General features: G+C 65.8%; 16 protein-coding genes and 1 pseudogene. All 17 read right to left on the minus strand.

Translation table 11 applies throughout. From position 1 onward, the window contains the following. Window positions 1–60: 60 nt before the first annotated feature. The gene (locus AC1DUN_RS15160) at window positions 61–1,404 is read right to left on the minus strand and encodes an adenylosuccinate synthase (protein ID WP_477714665.1); all 1,344 of its coding nucleotides are present in this window, start codon (window positions 1,402–1,404) and stop codon (window positions 61–63) included. A 52-nt stretch (window positions 1,405–1,456) separates the two neighbouring features. Then, window positions 1,457–2,647, minus strand: coding sequence for an ATP phosphoribosyltransferase regulatory subunit (locus AC1DUN_RS15165; protein WP_477714666.1), 1,191 nt, complete (start codon window positions 2,645–2,647; stop codon window positions 1,457–1,459). Window positions 2,648–2,765: 118 nt separating this feature from the next. Then, complete coding sequence (locus AC1DUN_RS15170) at window positions 2,766–2,954, minus strand: DUF2065 domain-containing protein (protein WP_477714667.1); 189 nt, start codon at window positions 2,952–2,954, stop codon at window positions 2,766–2,768. 6 nt (window positions 2,955–2,960) lie between these two features. After that, window positions 2,961–3,863: a protease modulator HflC gene (hflC, locus tag AC1DUN_RS15175; protein ID WP_477714668.1), complete on the minus strand. Its 903-nt coding sequence runs from the start codon at window positions 3,861–3,863 to the stop codon at window positions 2,961–2,963. Window positions 3,864–3,874: 11 nt separating this feature from the next. Beyond that, complete coding sequence (hflK, locus tag AC1DUN_RS15180; RefSeq protein WP_477714669.1) at window positions 3,875–5,293, minus strand: FtsH protease activity modulator HflK; 1,419 nt, start codon at window positions 5,291–5,293, stop codon at window positions 3,875–3,877. A 57-nt stretch (window positions 5,294–5,350) separates the two neighbouring features. Next, window positions 5,351–6,511 carry a GTPase HflX gene (gene hflX, locus AC1DUN_RS15185; RefSeq protein ID WP_477714670.1) on the minus strand — a complete coding sequence of 387 codons (1,161 nt, stop codon included), beginning with the start codon at window positions 6,509–6,511 and terminating at the stop codon, window positions 5,351–5,353. Between the two features lie 17 nt (window positions 6,512–6,528). After that, a complete protein-coding gene (hfq, locus tag AC1DUN_RS15190; RefSeq protein ID WP_007871209.1) occupies window positions 6,529–6,780 on the minus strand; it encodes an RNA chaperone Hfq in 252 nt (83 codons plus the stop codon). A gap of 69 nt (window positions 6,781–6,849) precedes the next feature. Beyond that, window positions 6,850–8,193 carry a ribosome biogenesis GTPase Der gene (der, locus tag AC1DUN_RS15195; protein ID WP_074574081.1) on the minus strand — a complete coding sequence of 448 codons (1,344 nt, stop codon included), beginning with the start codon at window positions 8,191–8,193 and terminating at the stop codon, window positions 6,850–6,852. A 31-nt stretch (window positions 8,194–8,224) separates the two neighbouring features. Then, a complete protein-coding gene (gene bamB, locus AC1DUN_RS15200) occupies window positions 8,225–9,379 on the minus strand; it encodes an outer membrane protein assembly factor BamB (protein WP_477714671.1) in 1,155 nt (384 codons plus the stop codon). Beyond that, window positions 9,376–10,068 carry a YfgM family protein gene (locus AC1DUN_RS15205; protein ID WP_074574079.1) on the minus strand — a complete coding sequence of 231 codons (693 nt, stop codon included), beginning with the start codon at window positions 10,066–10,068 and terminating at the stop codon, window positions 9,376–9,378. The genes bamB and AC1DUN_RS15205 overlap by 4 nt, the downstream gene beginning before the upstream one ends. A gap of 95 nt (window positions 10,069–10,163) precedes the next feature. After that, window positions 10,164–11,513, minus strand: coding sequence for a histidine--tRNA ligase (gene hisS, locus AC1DUN_RS15210; RefSeq protein WP_477714672.1), 1,350 nt, complete (start codon window positions 11,511–11,513; stop codon window positions 10,164–10,166). A 5-nt stretch (window positions 11,514–11,518) separates the two neighbouring features. After that, entirely contained in the window at window positions 11,519–12,775 is a 1,257-nt protein-coding gene (gene ispG, locus AC1DUN_RS15215) for a flavodoxin-dependent (E)-4-hydroxy-3-methylbut-2-enyl-diphosphate synthase (protein ID WP_238541138.1), read from the minus strand. Window positions 12,776–12,795: 20 nt separating this feature from the next. Then, window positions 12,796–13,842: a helix-turn-helix domain-containing protein gene (locus AC1DUN_RS15220; protein ID WP_477714673.1), complete on the minus strand. Its 1,047-nt coding sequence runs from the start codon at window positions 13,840–13,842 to the stop codon at window positions 12,796–12,798. Next, a complete protein-coding gene (gene pilW, locus AC1DUN_RS15225; RefSeq protein WP_477714674.1) occupies window positions 13,835–14,653 on the minus strand; it encodes a type IV pilus biogenesis/stability protein PilW in 819 nt (272 codons plus the stop codon). Before pilW ends, AC1DUN_RS15220 begins: the two co-directional genes overlap by 8 nt. Beyond that, window positions 14,650–15,798, minus strand: a complete 1,149-nt coding sequence (gene rlmN / locus AC1DUN_RS15230) for a dual-specificity RNA methyltransferase RlmN (RefSeq protein WP_477701021.1) — start codon at window positions 15,796–15,798, stop codon at window positions 14,650–14,652. The genes pilW and rlmN overlap by 4 nt, the downstream gene beginning before the upstream one ends. Window positions 15,799–15,878: 80 nt before the next feature. Beyond that, window positions 15,879–16,304, minus strand: coding sequence for a nucleoside-diphosphate kinase (ndk, locus tag AC1DUN_RS15235; protein WP_007871196.1), 426 nt, complete (start codon window positions 16,302–16,304; stop codon window positions 15,879–15,881). A 125-nt stretch (window positions 16,305–16,429) separates the two neighbouring features. Next, window positions 16,430–16,943: pseudogene (locus AC1DUN_RS15240) on the minus strand (pseudouridine synthase); the annotation flags it as partial.

A 16,943-nucleotide genomic window follows, 5' to 3' on the forward strand; every position in this document is an offset into this window, starting at 1 on the left:
CTGCCTGCGCCCGTTTCAGGGGCGGCAGGCTGTTTGGCTAAAGCTGTGGCGGGTATCCGCTTAAACCGCGGCGTAAGGGTTGCGCAGCAGGATGGTGTGGTCGCGGTCGGGGCTGGTGGAGATCATGTCGATGGGCACGCCAGTCACTTCCTCGATGCGGTGCAGGTATTTTTGCGCGGCCGCGGGCAGCTTGTCATACTCCGTGACGCCGACCGTGCTTTCGCTCCAGCCCGGCAGGGTTTCGTAAATCGGCTTGCAGCGCGCGATGTCTTCGGCGCCCATGGGCAGGATGTCGGTGATGTGGCCGTCGAGTTCGTAGCCGGTGCACAGCTTGAGTTCGTCGATGCCGTCGAGCACGTCGAGCTTGGTGATGCACAGGCCCGACAGGCCGTTGACCTGGGCCGAGCGCTTGAGCAGCGCGGCGTCAAACCAGCCGCAGCGGCGGCTGCGCCCGGTGGTCACGCCTTTTTCAGCGCCCACGGTGCTCAGGTGATAGCCCACGGTGCCGGGTTTTTCCCAGTCGAGTTCGGTCGGGAACGGCCCGCCGCCCACACGCGTGCAATAGGCCTTGGTGATGCCCAGGATGTAGTGCAGCATGCCCGGGCCCACGCCGGCGCCGGCGGCGGCGTTGCCGGCCACGCAGTTGCTGGAGGTGACATAGGGATAGGTGCCGTGGTCGACGTCGAGCAAAGTGCCCTGCGCGCCTTCAAACAGCAGGTTGGCGCCGTCACGGTGCGCATCGTTGAGTTCGCGCGAGACGTCGGCCATCATGGGCTTGAGCAACTCGGCATGGCGCATGGCTTCGGCGTACACGGTGTCGAAGTCGACCGCCGGCGCGTGCAGGTAGCCGGTCAGCACGAAGTTGTGCAGCTCCAGCAGCTCGCGCAGCTTGGCGGCGAAACGGTCGGGGTATTTGAGGTCCTGCACGCGCAGGGCGCGGCGGGCGATTTTGTCTTCATAGGCGGGGCCTATGCCGCGGCCGGTGGTGCCGATCTTGGTGGTGCCGCCCTTCTCGCGGTAGGCTTCGCGCGCGATGTCGAGCGCGGCGTGGAAAGGCAGGATCAGCGGGCAGGCCTCGCTGATACGCAGGCGCGAGCGCACCTCAACGCCGGCTTTTTCCAGGCCTTCGATTTCCTCGAACAGCTTGGCGGCCGACAGCACCACGCCGTTGCCGATGTAGCACTTCACGCCCGGGCGCATGATGCCGCTGGGGATGAGGTGCAGCGCCGTCTTCACGCCGTTGATGACCAGCGTATGGCCGGCGTTGTGGCCGCCCTGGAAGCGCACCACGCCCTGCGACATCTCGGTCAGCCAGTCGACCAGCTTGCCCTTGCCTTCGTCGCCCCACTGGGTGCCCACGACCACGACATTGCGGCCCGCGTCTGCGGTTTGTTTGTTTGTCATCTTCAATTCTCGTTAAGGTGTGTTGGGATCAAGCCGGACGGGGCACGGGGCCTCACGCGGCCTTCTTCAGGGGCTGGACCACCCATTGACCGGCAGCGTTGGCCAGTTCGCGGTCGCAATCGAATTCGTTGACTTCGTGCTCGTGGCCTGGCAGCACGCAGGCCACGGTTTCGCCGTCGGCGCGCAGGCGCGCGATGGCCGCGCGCAGGCCGGCGTCCTCGCTCCAGGGCGCGCGTATGGCGGCCTTCAGGGGCCGGGGCGGCAGCACGCTGACGAGTTCCTTCAGGTCCAGGCTGAAGCCGGCCGCCGGGCGGTTGCGGCCGAACACGGCGCCGACCTCGTCATAACGGCCGCCGCGCGCCAGCTCGGCGCCCTGCCCGTAGATGGCAAAGCGCGTACCGCTGTAATAGGCATAGCCRCGCAGGTCGGCCAGGTCGAAACTGACCTTGACCTCGCCGCTTTCGCCGCGGGTGTGGGCGGCCAGCCACTGCAGGTTTTGCAGCGCGGCTTTCAGGCCCGTCGAGGGTGGCAAGGCTTTTTCGGCTTCGGCCAGGACTTTTTCGTCGCCGTAGAGCTGTAGCAGCGCCTTCAGGCCCTGGCGCGCTTCGGCGGAAATGCCGCCGCTGGGGCTGGCGGTAAGGCTGTCTAGTTCGCTCGCGTCCTTGGCGGCCAGCGCGGTATGGATCAGGGCCAGGGTCTTGGTGCTGACGGTGGCACCGGCCAGCAGGCTGTTGACAATGCGCACGTCCGCCATGTCGACGCTCAATGCGGTAACGCCGGCGGCCTTCAGGCCCTGCAGCGCCAGCTGCTGCGCTTCGAGGTCGGCTTCGAGGCCGGCATGGCCGTAGATTTCAGCGCCGAACTGCAGCGGCTCGCGGGTGGCGTGGGGCCGGTCGGCGCGGGTGTGCAGCACCGGGCCGCAGTAGCACAGGCGCGCCACGCCGTTGCGGTTGAGCAAATGGGCATCGATGCGGGCAACCTGGGGCGTGGTGTCAGCGCGCAGGCCCAGGGTGCGGCCGGAGAGCTGGTCGACCAGCTTGAAGGTCTGCAGGTCCAGCGCCTCGCCAGTGCCGGTCAGCAGCGACTCGAGGTGCTCGAGCAGCGGCGGCATGACGAGTTCATAGCCGTAGCTGCGGGCGGTGTCCAGGAACAGGCGGCGCAGCTCTTCGATGTGGCGCGCCTCGGAGGGCAGGACATCGGCAATTTGATCGGGCAATTGCCATGATGACGACCAGGCGGGCATTGTGATTTTCGTGGGCTGTTAAAAACAGCATTTTACCGGGCTTGAGGCCGGTTTTCGGCTTGCCGGAGGCTGATAAGGCCCCCGGGGAGAAATAGTGCCCGGACTGTGGATGTGAAATTCAGCCCAGCAGTACCAGCAGGACGACGCCCGCCGCGATGCTGCACAGCCCGAAGAAGCGGATCTGGCCGTCGCCCAGGGTGAGGATCTGCTCGAACATGCGGCGCCAGCCACCCGGAGAGATGAAAGGCAACAAGCCCTCGATGACCAGCATCAGGGCCAGTGCCAGCCAGAAGGTGTTGCCGTCCACGCCGGCTTATTTTTTGGCGGGTGCGGCGCTGCCTGAGCCCGGGCCGCGCATCGCCTTGAAGAAGTCGGAGGACGGGTCCAGCACCATCACGTCGCTCTTCTTGCTGAAGCTGGCCTTATAGGCATCCAGGCTGCGGTAGAACTGGGCGAACTGCGGATCGCGGCCGAACGACTCGGCATAGGTGCGGGCGGCTTCGGCATCGCCCTCGCCTTTGACCTTCTGCGCGTCGCGGTAGGCGTTGGCGATGGTCACCTCGCGCTGGCGGTCGGCGTCGGCGCGGATTTTTTCGCCTTCGGCCGCGCCGGTGGAGCGCAGTTCATTGGCCACGCGCTGGCGCTCGGCCACCATGCGTTTGTAGACCGAATCGGTGATGGCTTCCACATAGTCCACGCGCGTGATGCGCACGTCGACCACGTCCACGCCCCAAGGCTGGGCGCCCTGCACGGCCTGCAGCACTTCGCGCTTGACGTCGGCCATCAGCGCTTCGCGCTTGAGCGAGAGCAGGTCCTTGACGGTGCGCTTGTTGATCTCTTCCTGGAAGGCGTTGCGAACCACGCGGCTCAGCTGGTTGGCGCCGGCTTTTTCGTCCAGGCCGACATTGCGGATGTACTCGCTGGGCCGGGTGATGCGCCAGCGCACGTACCAGTCGATCACGACACGCTGCTTTTCGGCCGTCAGCATGGGCTCGGCGTCGACGCTGTCGAGCACCAGCAGGCGCTTGTCAATGTACGAGACGTTCTGGAAAGGCGGCGGCATCTTGAAGTGCAGGCCGGGCTCGGTGACCACGTCCTTGATCTGCCCCAGGGCATAGACCACGCCGAACTGGCGCTGGTCGACCACGAACAGCGTGGAACTGAGCAAAGCCAGGACGACCAGCAGCGAGGAAACAATAAATCCAACTCTATTCACGATCGTCTTCCTTAGCGTGTTTCACGGTCGCGCGAGCGGGCGGAATCGCGTGAACGGGCATCGATGGGTGGCAGGCTGGAGGTGGGCGCGGCGGGCACCGTGGACGACGAAGCCGAGCCGGGGATCAGCGGGGTCTCGCCTGAAACGGCGGCATCGCCCTGGGCCGTCATCTGCATGATCTTGTCCAGCGGCAGGTACAGCAGGTTGCTGCCCTGGCGCGACTCGACCAGCACCTTGGTGACGTTGGAGTACACCTGCTGCATGGTATCGGTGTACATGCGGTCGCGCGTGACCTGGGGCGCTTTCTGGTACTCGGCCAGCACGGAACGAAAGCGCTGCGCATCACCCTGGGCCTGCGCCACGATCTTGGCCTTGTAGGCTTCGGACTCTTCCTTCAGGCGCGAGGCCGAACCGACCGCGCGCGGGATCACGTTGTTGGCATAGGCCTGGGCCTCATTCTTGGCGCGCTCGCGCTCCTGGCCGGCCCTGAGCACGTCGTCGAAAGCCGACTGCACCTGCTCGGGCGGGCGCACGCCGCTTTGCTGCAGGTTGATGCCGACCACTTCCACGCCGACCTTGTAGCGGTCCAGGATGGTCTGCATCAGGGTACGCACGCGCGGCCCGATCTGGTCGCGCTCTTCGGCGAGCGCGGAATCCATCTTCATCTTGCCGACGACTTCGCGCACGGCGGTCTCGGCGGCTTGCACCACCGCGGCGGCCGGGTCCTTGCTTTCAAACAGGTAGGCGCGCGCGTCGTTCAGGCGGTACTGCACGGCGAATTTGATCTCGACGATGTTTTCGTCCTCGGTCAGCATGGCCGAGTCGCGCAGGCCGGTGGCCTTGATGATGACATCGCGGCCGACGTCCACCGAGCGGATCTGCGTGACGACGACGATCTCGTGGCGCTGCACGGGATAAGGCAGGCGCCAGTTGAAGCCCGCGCCCACGGTGGAGTGGTATTTGCCGAACTGGGTGATGACGGCCTGCTGGCCTTCCTGGACAATAAAAAAGCCGGTGCCCAGCCAGATCAGCACGGCGACGCTGGCGATCAGGCCGACGCCTATGCCGGCGCTTTTCATGTCGGGCTGGAAGCCCCCGTTATTTCCGCCACCATTGCCACGGCCGAAACCGCCGCGGTTGGGGTTGTTGTTTTTGCCGCCGCCGAAAAGCCCGCCGAGTTTGCGGTTGAAGTCGCGCCAGAGTTCGTCAAGGTCGGGTGGGCCCTGGTTGGGGCCCTGCCCTTGCGGACGGTTGGGGGGACGCTGCGGCTGCTTGTCGTCCCGGGGCGCCTCCGGCTTGCTGTCGTCGGACGAGGCCTTGTCGTCGTCCCGGCCCCAGCGCGGATCATTGAGGTTGAACATGCCTTGGGCGCGTTGCCTGAGCCGGCCCGGCAAGGTCGTCAAAGTCTGCAGCACGGGGTTCAGATTCATGGGATCAAACTCACTTTTTTTCATTACACCGACATTGTGCCTAATGAATTCGCCATATCAGGCAAGGTCCTCGGCGGCCAGGGGGATTTCCTCGGCCGGCGAATGGGCCGCGTAGGCAGCCAGCAAGGCGCGCAGAAGCGGCAGGCCCTCGCCGGTCCGGGCGCTCACAAACACCCGTTCAGCGCTACGGCTGGAGCCCTCAAACGCGTCCCTGAGTTCGAACATGTCCTGCAGTTGCAGGGGCATGTTGTCCTTTTCAATGGCGTCCAGCTTGTTGAAGACAAGTATTTGCGGCACTTCGGCCGCGCCTATCTCTGAAAGCACGCGCTGCACCTGCTCGATCTGCTCGAGGTAGTCGGGGTTGGCGCCGTCCACCACATGCAGCAGCAAGTCGGCGTCGGCGGCCTCCTGCAGGGTCGCGGCGAAGGCGTCTATCAGGCCGTGCGGCAGGTCGCGGATAAAACCCACGGTGTCCGACAGCGAGACGGATCGCCCGGCGTCGCCCAGGTAGAGCTGGCGCGTGGTGGTGTCCAGCGTGGCGAACAGCTGGTCGGCGGCATAGGCGCGCGCCTTGACCAGCGCATTGAAGAGCGTGGACTTGCCCGCGTTGGTGTAGCCGACCAGGGAAATGGTGAAGGAATTGCGGCGCTCGCGCTGCTTGCGCTGGGTTTGCCGCTGCTTTTTGACCTTGGCCAGGCGCTCCTTGGTGCGCTTGATGGCGTCGCCGATCATGCGTTTGTCGAGCTCGATCTGCTTTTCGCCGGGGCCGCCGCGCACGCCGGCGCCGCCGGTTTGCCGCTCCAGGTGAGACCAGCGGCGCACCAGGCGTGTGGACATGTATTGCAGCCGGGCCAGCTCGACCTGCAGCTTGCCCTCGTGGCTGCGCGCGCGCTGGGCGAAGATTTCCAGGATCAGCAGGGTCCGGTCATTGACCGGCATGTCCAGGTGGCGCTCGAGGTTGCGCTGCTGCGCCGGGCTCAGGGACTGGTCGAACAGCACCTCGGTGGCGCCGGTGTCCAGCGCCAGCAGCTTGATTTCGTCGGCCTTGCCGCTGCCGATGAAAAGCGCGGCGTCGGGCGCCCTGCGCTTGCAAGTGACGCGCGCAACCGGCTGCAGGCCCGCTGTTTGCGCGAGCAAACCCAGTTCCTGCAGGTCAGCATCAAAGTTCGGCAAACCGAGGTCCACCCCCACCAGAAGCACAAGGGGTTTCGGTTTCACCGGAGCATCGGACGAACTCAGCTGGCGGGGCTTTCTTCAGACTCGCTGGTCGCGAAATTCACCGCGCGGCCCGGAACGATGGTGGAAATCGCATGCTTGTAGACCATCTGGGTCACAGTGTTGCGAAGCAGAACCACGTATTGATCGAAAGACTCGATCTGGCCCTGCAATTTGATCCCGTTGACGAGGTAGATGGAGACAGGAACATGCTCGCGACGCAAGGTGTTGAGAAATGGATCCTGCAAAAGCTGGCCTTTGTTATTGCTCACGATATTTTCCGTGTTCAAAAGTTAATAGAACCTGACCTTACCACAGCGCTCGCGCCGGGTCATGTAGTCCTAGGCCGATTCCTTGTCCTTAAAGGGGTTGTGCGAGCTTTTCATCTGGATGCGCAGGGGGGTGCCGACCAGGTCGAACTCCTTGCGAAAACGCCCTTCGAGGTAGCGTTTGTACGACTCGGTGACGTGCTCCAGCGAGTTGCCGTGGATGATGATTATGGGCGGGTTCATGCCGCCCTGGTGGGCATAGCGCAGCTTGGGGCGGAACACGCCGGAGCGCTGGGGCTGCTGGAACTGCACCGCCTCGAGCAACAGCCGGGTCAGCACCGGGGTGGACATCTTGCGGTTGGCCGAGGCATGGGCCTGCACGATGGACTTCCAGACCGGGCCCAGGCCCTGGCGCTTGATGGCTGAAATCGCGTGGATGGAGGCGAATTTGAGAAAACCGAGCCGGGTTTCGATGGAACGCTCCAGCAGCTCGCGCTGGTAGGAATCCACCGCATCCGACTTGTTGACGGCCACAACCACAGACCGGCCGCTTTCCAGGATGTAGCCGGCGATGTGGGCGTCCTGGTCGGTCACGCCCTGGGTGGCGTCCAGCAGCAGCAGCACCACATTGGCGTTTTCGATGGCCTGCAGGGTTTTGACGACGGAAAACTTCTCGATGGCCTCAAAAACCTTGCCTTTGCGGCGCAGGCCGGCGGTGTCTATGAGCTCGTACTTCTGCCCTGCCCGCTCAAACGGCACTGAAATGGTGTCGCGGGTGGTGCCGGGCAGGTCGAAGGCGACCAGGCGTTCCTCGCCCAGCCAGGTGTTGATCAGCGTGGATTTCCCCACATTGGGGCGCCCGGCCACGGCCAGGCGGATGACGGAGGGGTCCTGCGGCTCGGGCTCTTCTTCCGGGTCCGGCAGGTTGAGCGGCGCCAGGGCCGTGTCGACCAGCGTGCGCATGCCCTGGCCGTGCGAGGCGGAAACCGGCAGCACCTCGCCCAAGCCCAGCTCGAAGAACTCGGACAGCTGCACGCCTTCGGTCATGCCTTCGGCCTTGTTGGCCGTCAGCACCGTGGGCTTGCCCAGCTTGCGCAGGTATTTGGCGATGTCGTGGTCCTGCGCATTGAGCCCGGCGCGGGCATCGACCACAAACACCACCACATCGGCCTCGGCGACCGCCTGACGGGTCTGCTTGGCCATTTCCTTGTAGATGCCGGAGGCCGCGTCGGGCTCGAAGCCGCCGGTGTCGATCACGATGTACTCGTGGGGCCCCAGCTTGCCGTTACCGTAATGACGATCCCGCGTCAGGCCGGCAAAGTCGGCCACGATCGCATCCCGCGTCTTGGTCAGCCGGTTGAAAAGCGTCGACTTGCCCACGTTGGGGCGGCCGACTAGCGCAATGACAGGTTTCATCAATCAGTTTCTGGCGGGGCCGCGAGGCCCTTTATTGGGGCTGGAAGCCGTAAACGCCGCCGCCCTGGGTCACGGCAATCAGCGTATTGCCCACCAGCACGGGGGTGGCGGCGATGGCGGTGCCGTCGGTGGGCAGGCGGTTGAGCAGGGAGCCGTCTTCACGCGACAGCAGGTGCAGGTAACCCGTGAAGTCGCCGATGGCGATGGAACGCCCCACGACCAGCGGCGCGGTCAGGCCGCGGTAACGCAGGCGGTCCGTGGTCCAGGCGCGCTCGCCGTCGGTGCGGCGCCAGGCAAGCACGTTGCCGTCGGCTTCGGTGCCGAACACAAAGCGGTCGTCGCCGTCCAGGCCCTGCACGCCATTGGCGGGCTTGGTCCAGAGCAGGTTGCCGCGCGCGGCGTTGACGCAGCCGACGCTGGCCTGGAAGGCCCGCGCGCAGACGACATCGCCCTGCCGGCTGACGTGCCCGACCAGGTCGACCAGGCGCTCCACGTCATTGATGCCGCGCGGCGTCGCGATCGGGGCTTCCCAGCGGATGCTGCCGGTGGAAGGGTTCAGGCCCGCCAGGCGGCCGGCCAGGCCCACCACCAGGGTGTCGCCGACGGCCAGCATCACGCCGGACTGGCGCAGGATCAGGGGCTCATTGGGGCGCTGCTGGGTCCAGAGCTTGCGCCCGGTCTGCCCGTCAAAGGCATTGACCGAGCGATCCGCGGCCAGCACAAACACGCGCGCGCCGGCCACAAAAGGCGCGGTGAAGGCCTGGGCGCCCAGCTTCTGGCGCCACAGTTCGCGGCCGTCCTGCAGGGCGACGATTTCATTGGCCTTGGTGACCACGGCCACGACTTTGCCGTCGTTGCCGGCGCCCGCCGCCAGCGGCGTATTGAGCGCAAGGCGCCATACATCTCGGCCGGTCTGGGCGTCGATCAGGGCGACGGTGCCGTCGCCGCTGGCCACCGCCACGCTGTTGCCGGAGACACCGGTATCCAGCGGGAAGTTCACCTGCCCGACGCGCGTGGCCCAGGTCTGGCGGGCCGACACCAGGGCTGTCACCGGCTGGAGTTCAGCGGGCTGCGGCTTGGCGGGGCCGCTGCCGAACATCGAGCAGCCACCCAGGGCGGCGGCCAGCAGGACGAGGGCCGGCACTCGCGCGGCATGGGTCAGGGGCCTGAAAGACGGACGGATCATTTCTTCACCTCGGTAGTCGATGCTGCGGTTGCGGATTTGGCCTGCGCGGCAGGGTCTACGCCCAGCGCATTGAGTTTGACTTCGACGAGACGGCGATATTCGGCGCGCTCGTCGAGCTCCTTGTAGGCCTTCTCATACTCCGCCTTGGCTTCGGCCTTTTTGCCCTGGGCGGCGAAGATGTCGCCGCGGCGGTCGGCGGCGAGCGCCGTGAAGCCCTTGGGGAAGCTGCCCGAAACCTGCTGGAGCGCCTCGTCGTAGGCCTTTTTCTCGAGCAGCAGGCCCGCCAGGCGCAAGCGCGCGATGGCCTGGTAGCCCTCGTCGGAGGCCTTTTCGGCAACCCAGTTCAGGGCGGCACGCGAAGCGTCGACATTGCCCTTGTCGTAGTAGGCCCGGGCGGCCAGCAGGCCGGCCTGCTGGGCATAGGCGGTTCCGCTGAAACGCTCTTTCATGTCGGCCAGGGAGCGGTCTATGCGGGCGACGTCGCCCGATTGCACGGAGCGCTCGACTTCTTCATACATGACCGCGGCCTGCGCTGCCTTGTTGCGCTGCCAGTACTGGTAGCCATTCCAGGCCGCGAAGGCGCCCAACACGACAATCAGCGCCCAGGTGATCATGTCACCGTACTGTTTCCAGAAGTGCTTGAGCTCGTCAAGCTGTTCCTGTTCTTCCAAATCGAGGTGTTTTGCCATAAAAGTCTTCTTGTTCTGCCCGGTGACGGCGCGGATTGAGTTGGGGTGATTGTAGAGGCCAGTGACAGGCGCCCCACCGGGCGCGGCCGGCCGGTTCAGCCGCGCAGGGTATGGGCCCAGGCGGCCACGTCGTCCAGCGGCTGGAGCACCTGGGCCCGCAGGGCCTGGTCTTTTTCGCCGCGCAGGTGCTTGACGGCGACCCGGCCCTGGGCCAGTTCGTCGTCGCCGAAAATCAGCGCATAACGCGCGCCGCTGCCATCGGCCTTCTTGAACTGGGATTTCATGCTGCCCATGCCCTCGGCCGTGCCGCCGTGCATCTGCACCTTGATGCCGGCGCCGCGCAGGGCCTCGCAGGCGGCCATGGCGGCGGGCAAGGCCAGTGCCGACGGCAGGATGGCGTAGGCGTCGGGTGCATTGTCGGGCGGCAGCACGCCGACCGCCTCCAGCAGCAGCAGCATGCGCTCCACGCCCATGCCCCAGCCGACCGCCGGCGTCGGCTTGCCGCCCAGTTGTTCGAACAGGCCGTCATAGCGCCCGCCGCCGCAAACCGTGCCTTGCGAGCCGAGCTTGTCGGTGATCCACTCGAACACGGTGAGGTTGTAGTAGTCCATGCCGCGCACCAGGCGCGGGTTGATGCGGTAGGCCAGCCCGGCAGCGTCGAGCACCGCGCGCACCGCGTTCAGGTGGGCGAGCGAGGCTTCGCCGAGGAAATCCATCAACTGCGGCGCCGCTTCGACGACGGCCTGCATGGCGGGATTCTTGGTGTCCAGGATGCGCAGCGGGTTGCTGTGCAGACGGCGCCTGGCGTCTTCGTCGAGCACCTCGGCATGCGCCTCGAAGTGCGCGATCAGCGCGGCGCGGTGCGCCATGCGCTCGCCGGGCTGACCCAGGCTGTTGAGCTCAAGCCGCACGTGCTCCATGGGAATGCCCAGGTCGCGCAACAGCGCCCGGCACATCAGGATCTGCTCGGCGTCCACATCGGGCCCGGCAAAGCCCAGGGCCTCGACGTCGATCTGGTGGAACTGGCGGTAACGCCCCTTTTGCGGCCGTTCGTGGCGAAACAACGTCACCGCGGACCAGACCCGCATGGGCCCGTTGTACAGCGCGTTGTGCTCGACCATGGCGCGCACGATACCGGCGGTGGCCTCGGGGCGCAGCGTGAGCCTGTCGCCGTTCATCGAGTCCACGAAGGAGTACATCTCTTTTTCGACGATGTCGGTGACCTCGCCGAGGCCGCGCACGAACAGTGCCGTGGGCTCGACGATGGGGGTGCGCACATTGGCGTAGGCATAGCGCGCCATCAGTGCGCGCACCTTGGCCTCGAACCATTCCCAGCGCGCCGATTCAGGCGGCAGGATGTCGTTCATGCCTTTGACGGCCAGGAGTTTTTCCGTCTTCGCCAAAGCGGGCTTCTCCGCCGCGGCGGCAACTGTTTTTTCAGCCATGAGTGTCAGACAGCTTCAGCGACGGCGTGCGTGCCAAAGCGTTTTTCAATGTAGTTTTCAACGATGACCTGGAACTCCTGCGCGATGTTGTCGCCGCGCAGGGTCAGCTTTTTCTCGCCGTCAATGAACACCGGCGCGGCCGGTGCTTCGCCGGAGCCCGGCAGGCTGATGCCGATGTCGGCATGCTTGCTCTCGCCCGGGCCGTTGACGATGCAGCCCATCACGGCGACCTTGAGCCCTTCGACGCCGGGGTATTGCTCGCGCCAGACGGGCATCTGGGCGCGCAGGAAGTCGTCAATCTGCTTGGCCAGTTCCTGGAAGGTGGTGCTGGTGGTGCGGCCGCATCCGGGGCAGGCCGTCACGCTGGGCACAAAGGTGCGCAGGCCCAGCGCCTGGAGGATTTCGGAGGCGATCACCACTTCCTGCGTGCGGGCCTCGCCCGGCTGCGGGGTCAGGGAAACGCGTATGGTGTCGCCCACGCCTTCCTGCAGCAAAACCGACAACGCCGTGGCCGAGGCCACCGTGCCCTTGGTGCCCATGCCGGCTTCGGTCAGGCCCAGGTGGAGGGCGTGGTCCGTGCGCCTGGCCAGTTCGCGGTAGACCGAGATCAGGTCCTGCACGCCGCTGACCTTGCAGGACAGGATGATCTGGCTGCGGGGCATGCCCATTTCCTCGGCGCGCTGGGCCGATTCCACTGCGGAGGTGATCAGGGCTTCATACATCACCTGCTTGGCGTCCCAGGGCACCGCGCGCGCGCTGTTTTCGTCCATCAGGCTGGCCAGCAGTTCCTGGTCCAGGCTGCCCCAGTTCACGCCTATGCGCACGACCTTGTTCCAGCGCATGGCGACTTCTATCATCTGGCCGAACTGGCGGTCGCGCTTGTCGCCCTTGCCGACATTGCCTGGGTTGATACGGTATTTGGACAAGGCCTGGGCGCAGTCCGGGTAGTCGGTGAGCAGCCGGTGGCCGTTGTAGTGGAAGTCGCCGATCAGGGGCACGTCTATGCCCATGCGATCAAGCTGCTCGCGCACATAGGGCACGGCCTGGGCCGCTTCGGGCGTGTTGACCGTGATGCGGACCATTTCGGAGCCCGCCAGCGCGAGCTCCTTGACCTGGATGGCGGTGCCTATGGCGTCCACCGTGTCGGTGTTGGTCATGGACTGCACGCGCACCGGCGCGTCGCCGCCGACGGTGACGATGCGCGAGCCCCAGGCGACCTGCGCCTGGAGGGAGCGCCGCGCCTTGGGAAAGGCGGATTCAATGGGAAGGCTGGCCTGCGGCACTATTTCACCTCGAAGCGGGCAACGTTGTCCCTGGCGACGGCGTTCAGGTCGAAAGCCTTTCCACGCACCTGCACCTGCGTCAGATCGGCCTTGCCGACCACGGCGGCCAGAGGCAATACGCCGGATGCGCCGGCGACCTCGCCTGCCGTCAGGGTGCGGCGCAGCACGACCGTGCCCCTGGCATCGGTCACTTCCACCCAGGATTCGCCCTTGGCACTGAAGGTCACGATGCCCGCAGGCATGGGCTGCGAGGCGGCGGCGGCGGGAGCCGGCGCGGCTGGTGCCGCAGGAGCTGCCTGTGCCACGGCTGCGGCGGCAGGTGCGGAGGCGCTGGTTGCCGGCGGTGCGGGGTTGACCACCGCCGGCGGAAGCGCCGCGATGGACAAAGAAGCCGCCGTTGCCGCGGTGCCGGCGGCTGCATCGGGCGTGTTTGAGGCTTCGGCCGGGGCGGCGGGTTTGGCAAGGCCGGAGCCGGCAATGGCCACAGGCAGGGGCTTGCCCGCATCGGCACCGCCCGGCGGCATGGTCGCGTCGGCGCTTTCGGCTTTGCCGCTGCTGCCGTCATGCTTGACGGCCGGCAGGAAAATCAGGACCAGGGCAGCCAGCAGCAGGAGCAGGCCCGCCAGGACGGCCGGCCTGGAAACCTGGGTCCAGATCGAAGGCCCGGGGCCTTCGCCCGGCGAGCGGAACGGGGCATTGATGCTCGTCCCCTGGTAGGTCAGCTTGGGCGCGTTGGTCTGGGGCAGAAGGCCCAGCACCGGGGCGGCGTCGAGCTTGAGGGTGCGGCACACGCTGGAGGCCAGCGCCCGCACGAAAACCGCATCGGGCAAGAGGTCGAAGCGGTCCTGTTCAAGCGCCTCGAGTTTTTTCACGGGGACCTTGAGCGACACCGCCAGCGCGGCAATGTGTATGCCTGCAGCTTCCCTGGCCTCGCGCAGCAGGCTGCCGGCCGTCGCGCCGGGGGCCGGCATGCCGCTGTGGCTGAAGCCGGAGGGTGCCGCTTCGCTGCTCGAGGGCCCCAGGGGTGCCGGGTCAAGCTCACTCATTGAAAGCGCCCTTCTCATAGGCAGCCGCTTCGCGGGACTGCGCAAACCGCTTTTTCAGCTGGTCGCCCAGCTGCAGCACCGCGCTGCGGTTGTTCAGCTTTTGCTCGGTCTTGATGCCCAGCCACAGGCTCTCGGCATTGGCCAGGTCGCTGTTGTTGATGCGGCGAATGTAGAACTGGGCGCGGGTCAGTTCGCCGCGCTCATACAAAAGATGGGCCAGGTTGTAGCCGGTGACGGGATTGCCCGCGTCCAGCTCGTAGGACTCCATGAGGCTGTGCTCGGCTTCGGCGCGCTGACCCGCGCGAACCTGGCAGACCCCCTGCGTCATCAGCGTCTTGGCCCGGCCGCCATAGTTGGGATTGGAGGCCGCCTGGCCGAACAGGCGCAGCGCGTCGTTGTAGCGCCCTTGCTGGCACATCAGCCAGCCGTAGTTGTGCGCCGCGTCCGCATCGCGCGCATTCAGCGCGAGCGCGCGGCGAAAGCTGTCCTCGGCCATCGGGGTGTCATTCAGGCGCATGTACACCAGACCGCGCAGGTTGTAGGCATCCCCGAAGCTCGGATCGGCCTGCAGCGATTGTTTGATTTCATCGAGCGCCACGTTGGTCTGGCCCTGCTCGAAATAGCCCGAGGCCAGCTCCAGCCTGAGCCGCGCGCGCCGGCGGCTGTCGGGCTCATCCGATTCAGTGACGATGTCGCTGCGGCCGCTGGAAGCCCCGGGGGCCCCGGGAGCACCTTGCTGGTTGGCGCATCCCGCCAGCATCACGACCAGCGCGCACGCCGGCAACCAGATCACATTGGAGAAAAAACTCATACACCCATCCCCTTGGCCACAACGACTTTAATTCCCCCGAGCATACCTTGCCGCTGGGCGGCCATGCGCTGCTCCACACCGGTGCGGTCCTGCACATCGCCCGCGAGTTGCCCGCAAGCCGCGTCGATATCGTCTCCCCGGGTTTTGCGTACCGTGGTCACAATGCCCGCGTCCATCAGGATTTTCGCAAATGCGGCAACCTGCGGCATGTCGGAACGCTTGAGGCCCGAGGCCGGAAAAGGATTGAAGGGAATCAGGTTGAATTTGCAGGACAGGCCGCGCGCCGCGTGCGCCTGGACCAGCGCCACCAGCTGGCGCGCATGCGCAGGCTGGTCGTTTACGCCGTCCAGCATGCAGTATTCGAAGGTGATGAAGTCCCGGGGGGCCGAGGCCTGGTAGCGGGTGCAGGCCTCCAGCAACTCCGCGATGGGGTATTTTTTGTTCAGCGGTACGAGGTTGTCGCGCAGCGCGTCTTCGGGCGCATGCAGCGAGACGGCCAGGGCCACCGGGCAATCGCCGGCAAGGCGGTCGATCATGGGCACCACGCCGGAGGTGGACACCGTCACGCGGCGCCGCGACAGGCCGTAGCCGTGGTCGTCCAGCATGACCTTGAGGGCCGGAACCAGTTGCCCGTAATTTTGCAAAGGCTCGCCCATGCCCATCATGACCACATTGGAGATCACGCGGTCTTCGCGGCCCAGGTGCTGGCGCAGGAAGTGTTCGGCAAACCACAGCTGGGAAATGATTTCCCCGGTGGTCAGGTTGCGGCTGAAGCCCTGGTGGCCCGTCGAGCAGAAACGGCAGCCCACGGCGCAACCCGCCTGCGAGGAAATGCACAGGGTGCCGCGGTCGGTTTCCGGAATGAAAACGGTTTCAATAACGTCGCCCGCGCCGACGTCAAACAGCCATTTGACGGTGCCATCGGCGGAATCGTGGCGGGAGACCACCTTGGGTCCCTGGATATGGGCCGAACCGGTGAGCTTTTCGCGCAGGGACTTCGCGAGGTCCGTCATCTGCGTGAAATCGGTCGCCCCTTTTTGATGGATCCAGCGAAAAAGCTGGGTGGCGCGAAAGCGCTTTTCACCGAGCCGCTCGCAGAAGGCGGCCAAACCATCGAGATCGAAGTCAAGAAGGTTGGCCGTCATCGCAGCAGACAAGCGGCTGAACCGCCCCAGGCAAGCGACAGTCCCGGCAAAGGGTAGCGAAGCATGGGGTCGGACATGGTTTAACGCGAGTAGACGTTCATGCCGGGGAAAAAGAAGGCGATTTCCACCTTGGCGGTTTCCGCGGCGTCGGAGCCGTGCACGGCATTGGCGTCAATGCTGTCGGCGAAGTCGGCGCGAATGGTGCCGGGAGCGGCCTTCTTCGGGTCGGTGGCGCCCATCAGGTCGCGGTTCTTCAGGATGGCGCCCTCGCCTTCCAGTGCCTGGATCATGACCGGGCCGGAAATCATGAAGGACACCAGGTCCTTGAAGAAGGGACGCTCTTTGTGCACGGCGTAGAAAGCCTCGGCTTCGCCTTGCGACAGGTGGGCCATGCGGGCGGCCACAACCTTCAGGCCGGCGGCTTCAAAACGCGCGTAGATCTGGCCGATCACGTTTTTGGCCACTGCGTCGGGTTTGATGATGGAGAGGGTGCGTTCGATAGCCATGAAAGTTCCTTAACTGAGATTTTTTGGATTTTTAAATTATTCAAAAATTGAATAAAGCCCATGATTTTAACCTGCGAGCTTTCCACCGCAGATCAACCCTGTGATTCAAAGTGCTTCTGCGGTGCTCAGCGGTTTCCGCCACGGTTTCCACCGCCGCGATTGCCGCCACCCCGGTTTCCACCTCCACCCCCGCGGCGCTGGCCGCCGGCATTGCCGCCGCCACCCATGCCGGAGCCGCCGCGGCGCTGCTGGCCTTGGCCCTGGCGTTGCCGCGTGAAGGTGTCCGCGCCGATATAGCCGAACGAGGTTTTCATGGGGTCGGGCTGGGCGCCGCCGGGAAGCTTGTCGCCGCGGTCACCACGGTCGTCGCGCCGTTTTTGCCCCTGCATGCCATTGCCGGGAGGCGGCCCGTTGCGCGGGCCGGGACCGGCATTGCCGCCCTGGCCGCGGCCTTTTCCGCCACGGCGCCGGTTGCCGCGAGGCGCGGAATCGTTTCGCGGAAGCGGCGGCTGCGAGTCGTCGGGCTCCTGGTCGGCACCGCCCTGCGCGGCGGCTCCGGAAGGGGTCTCCGCTGGCGGCGGCGCAAACCGGTCGCGCCCACCGCGCGGCCGCTCGTTCCTGCGCGGGCCCCGCCCCTGG

It is taken from the genome of Polaromonas sp. P4_F6 (assembly GCF_056401275.1).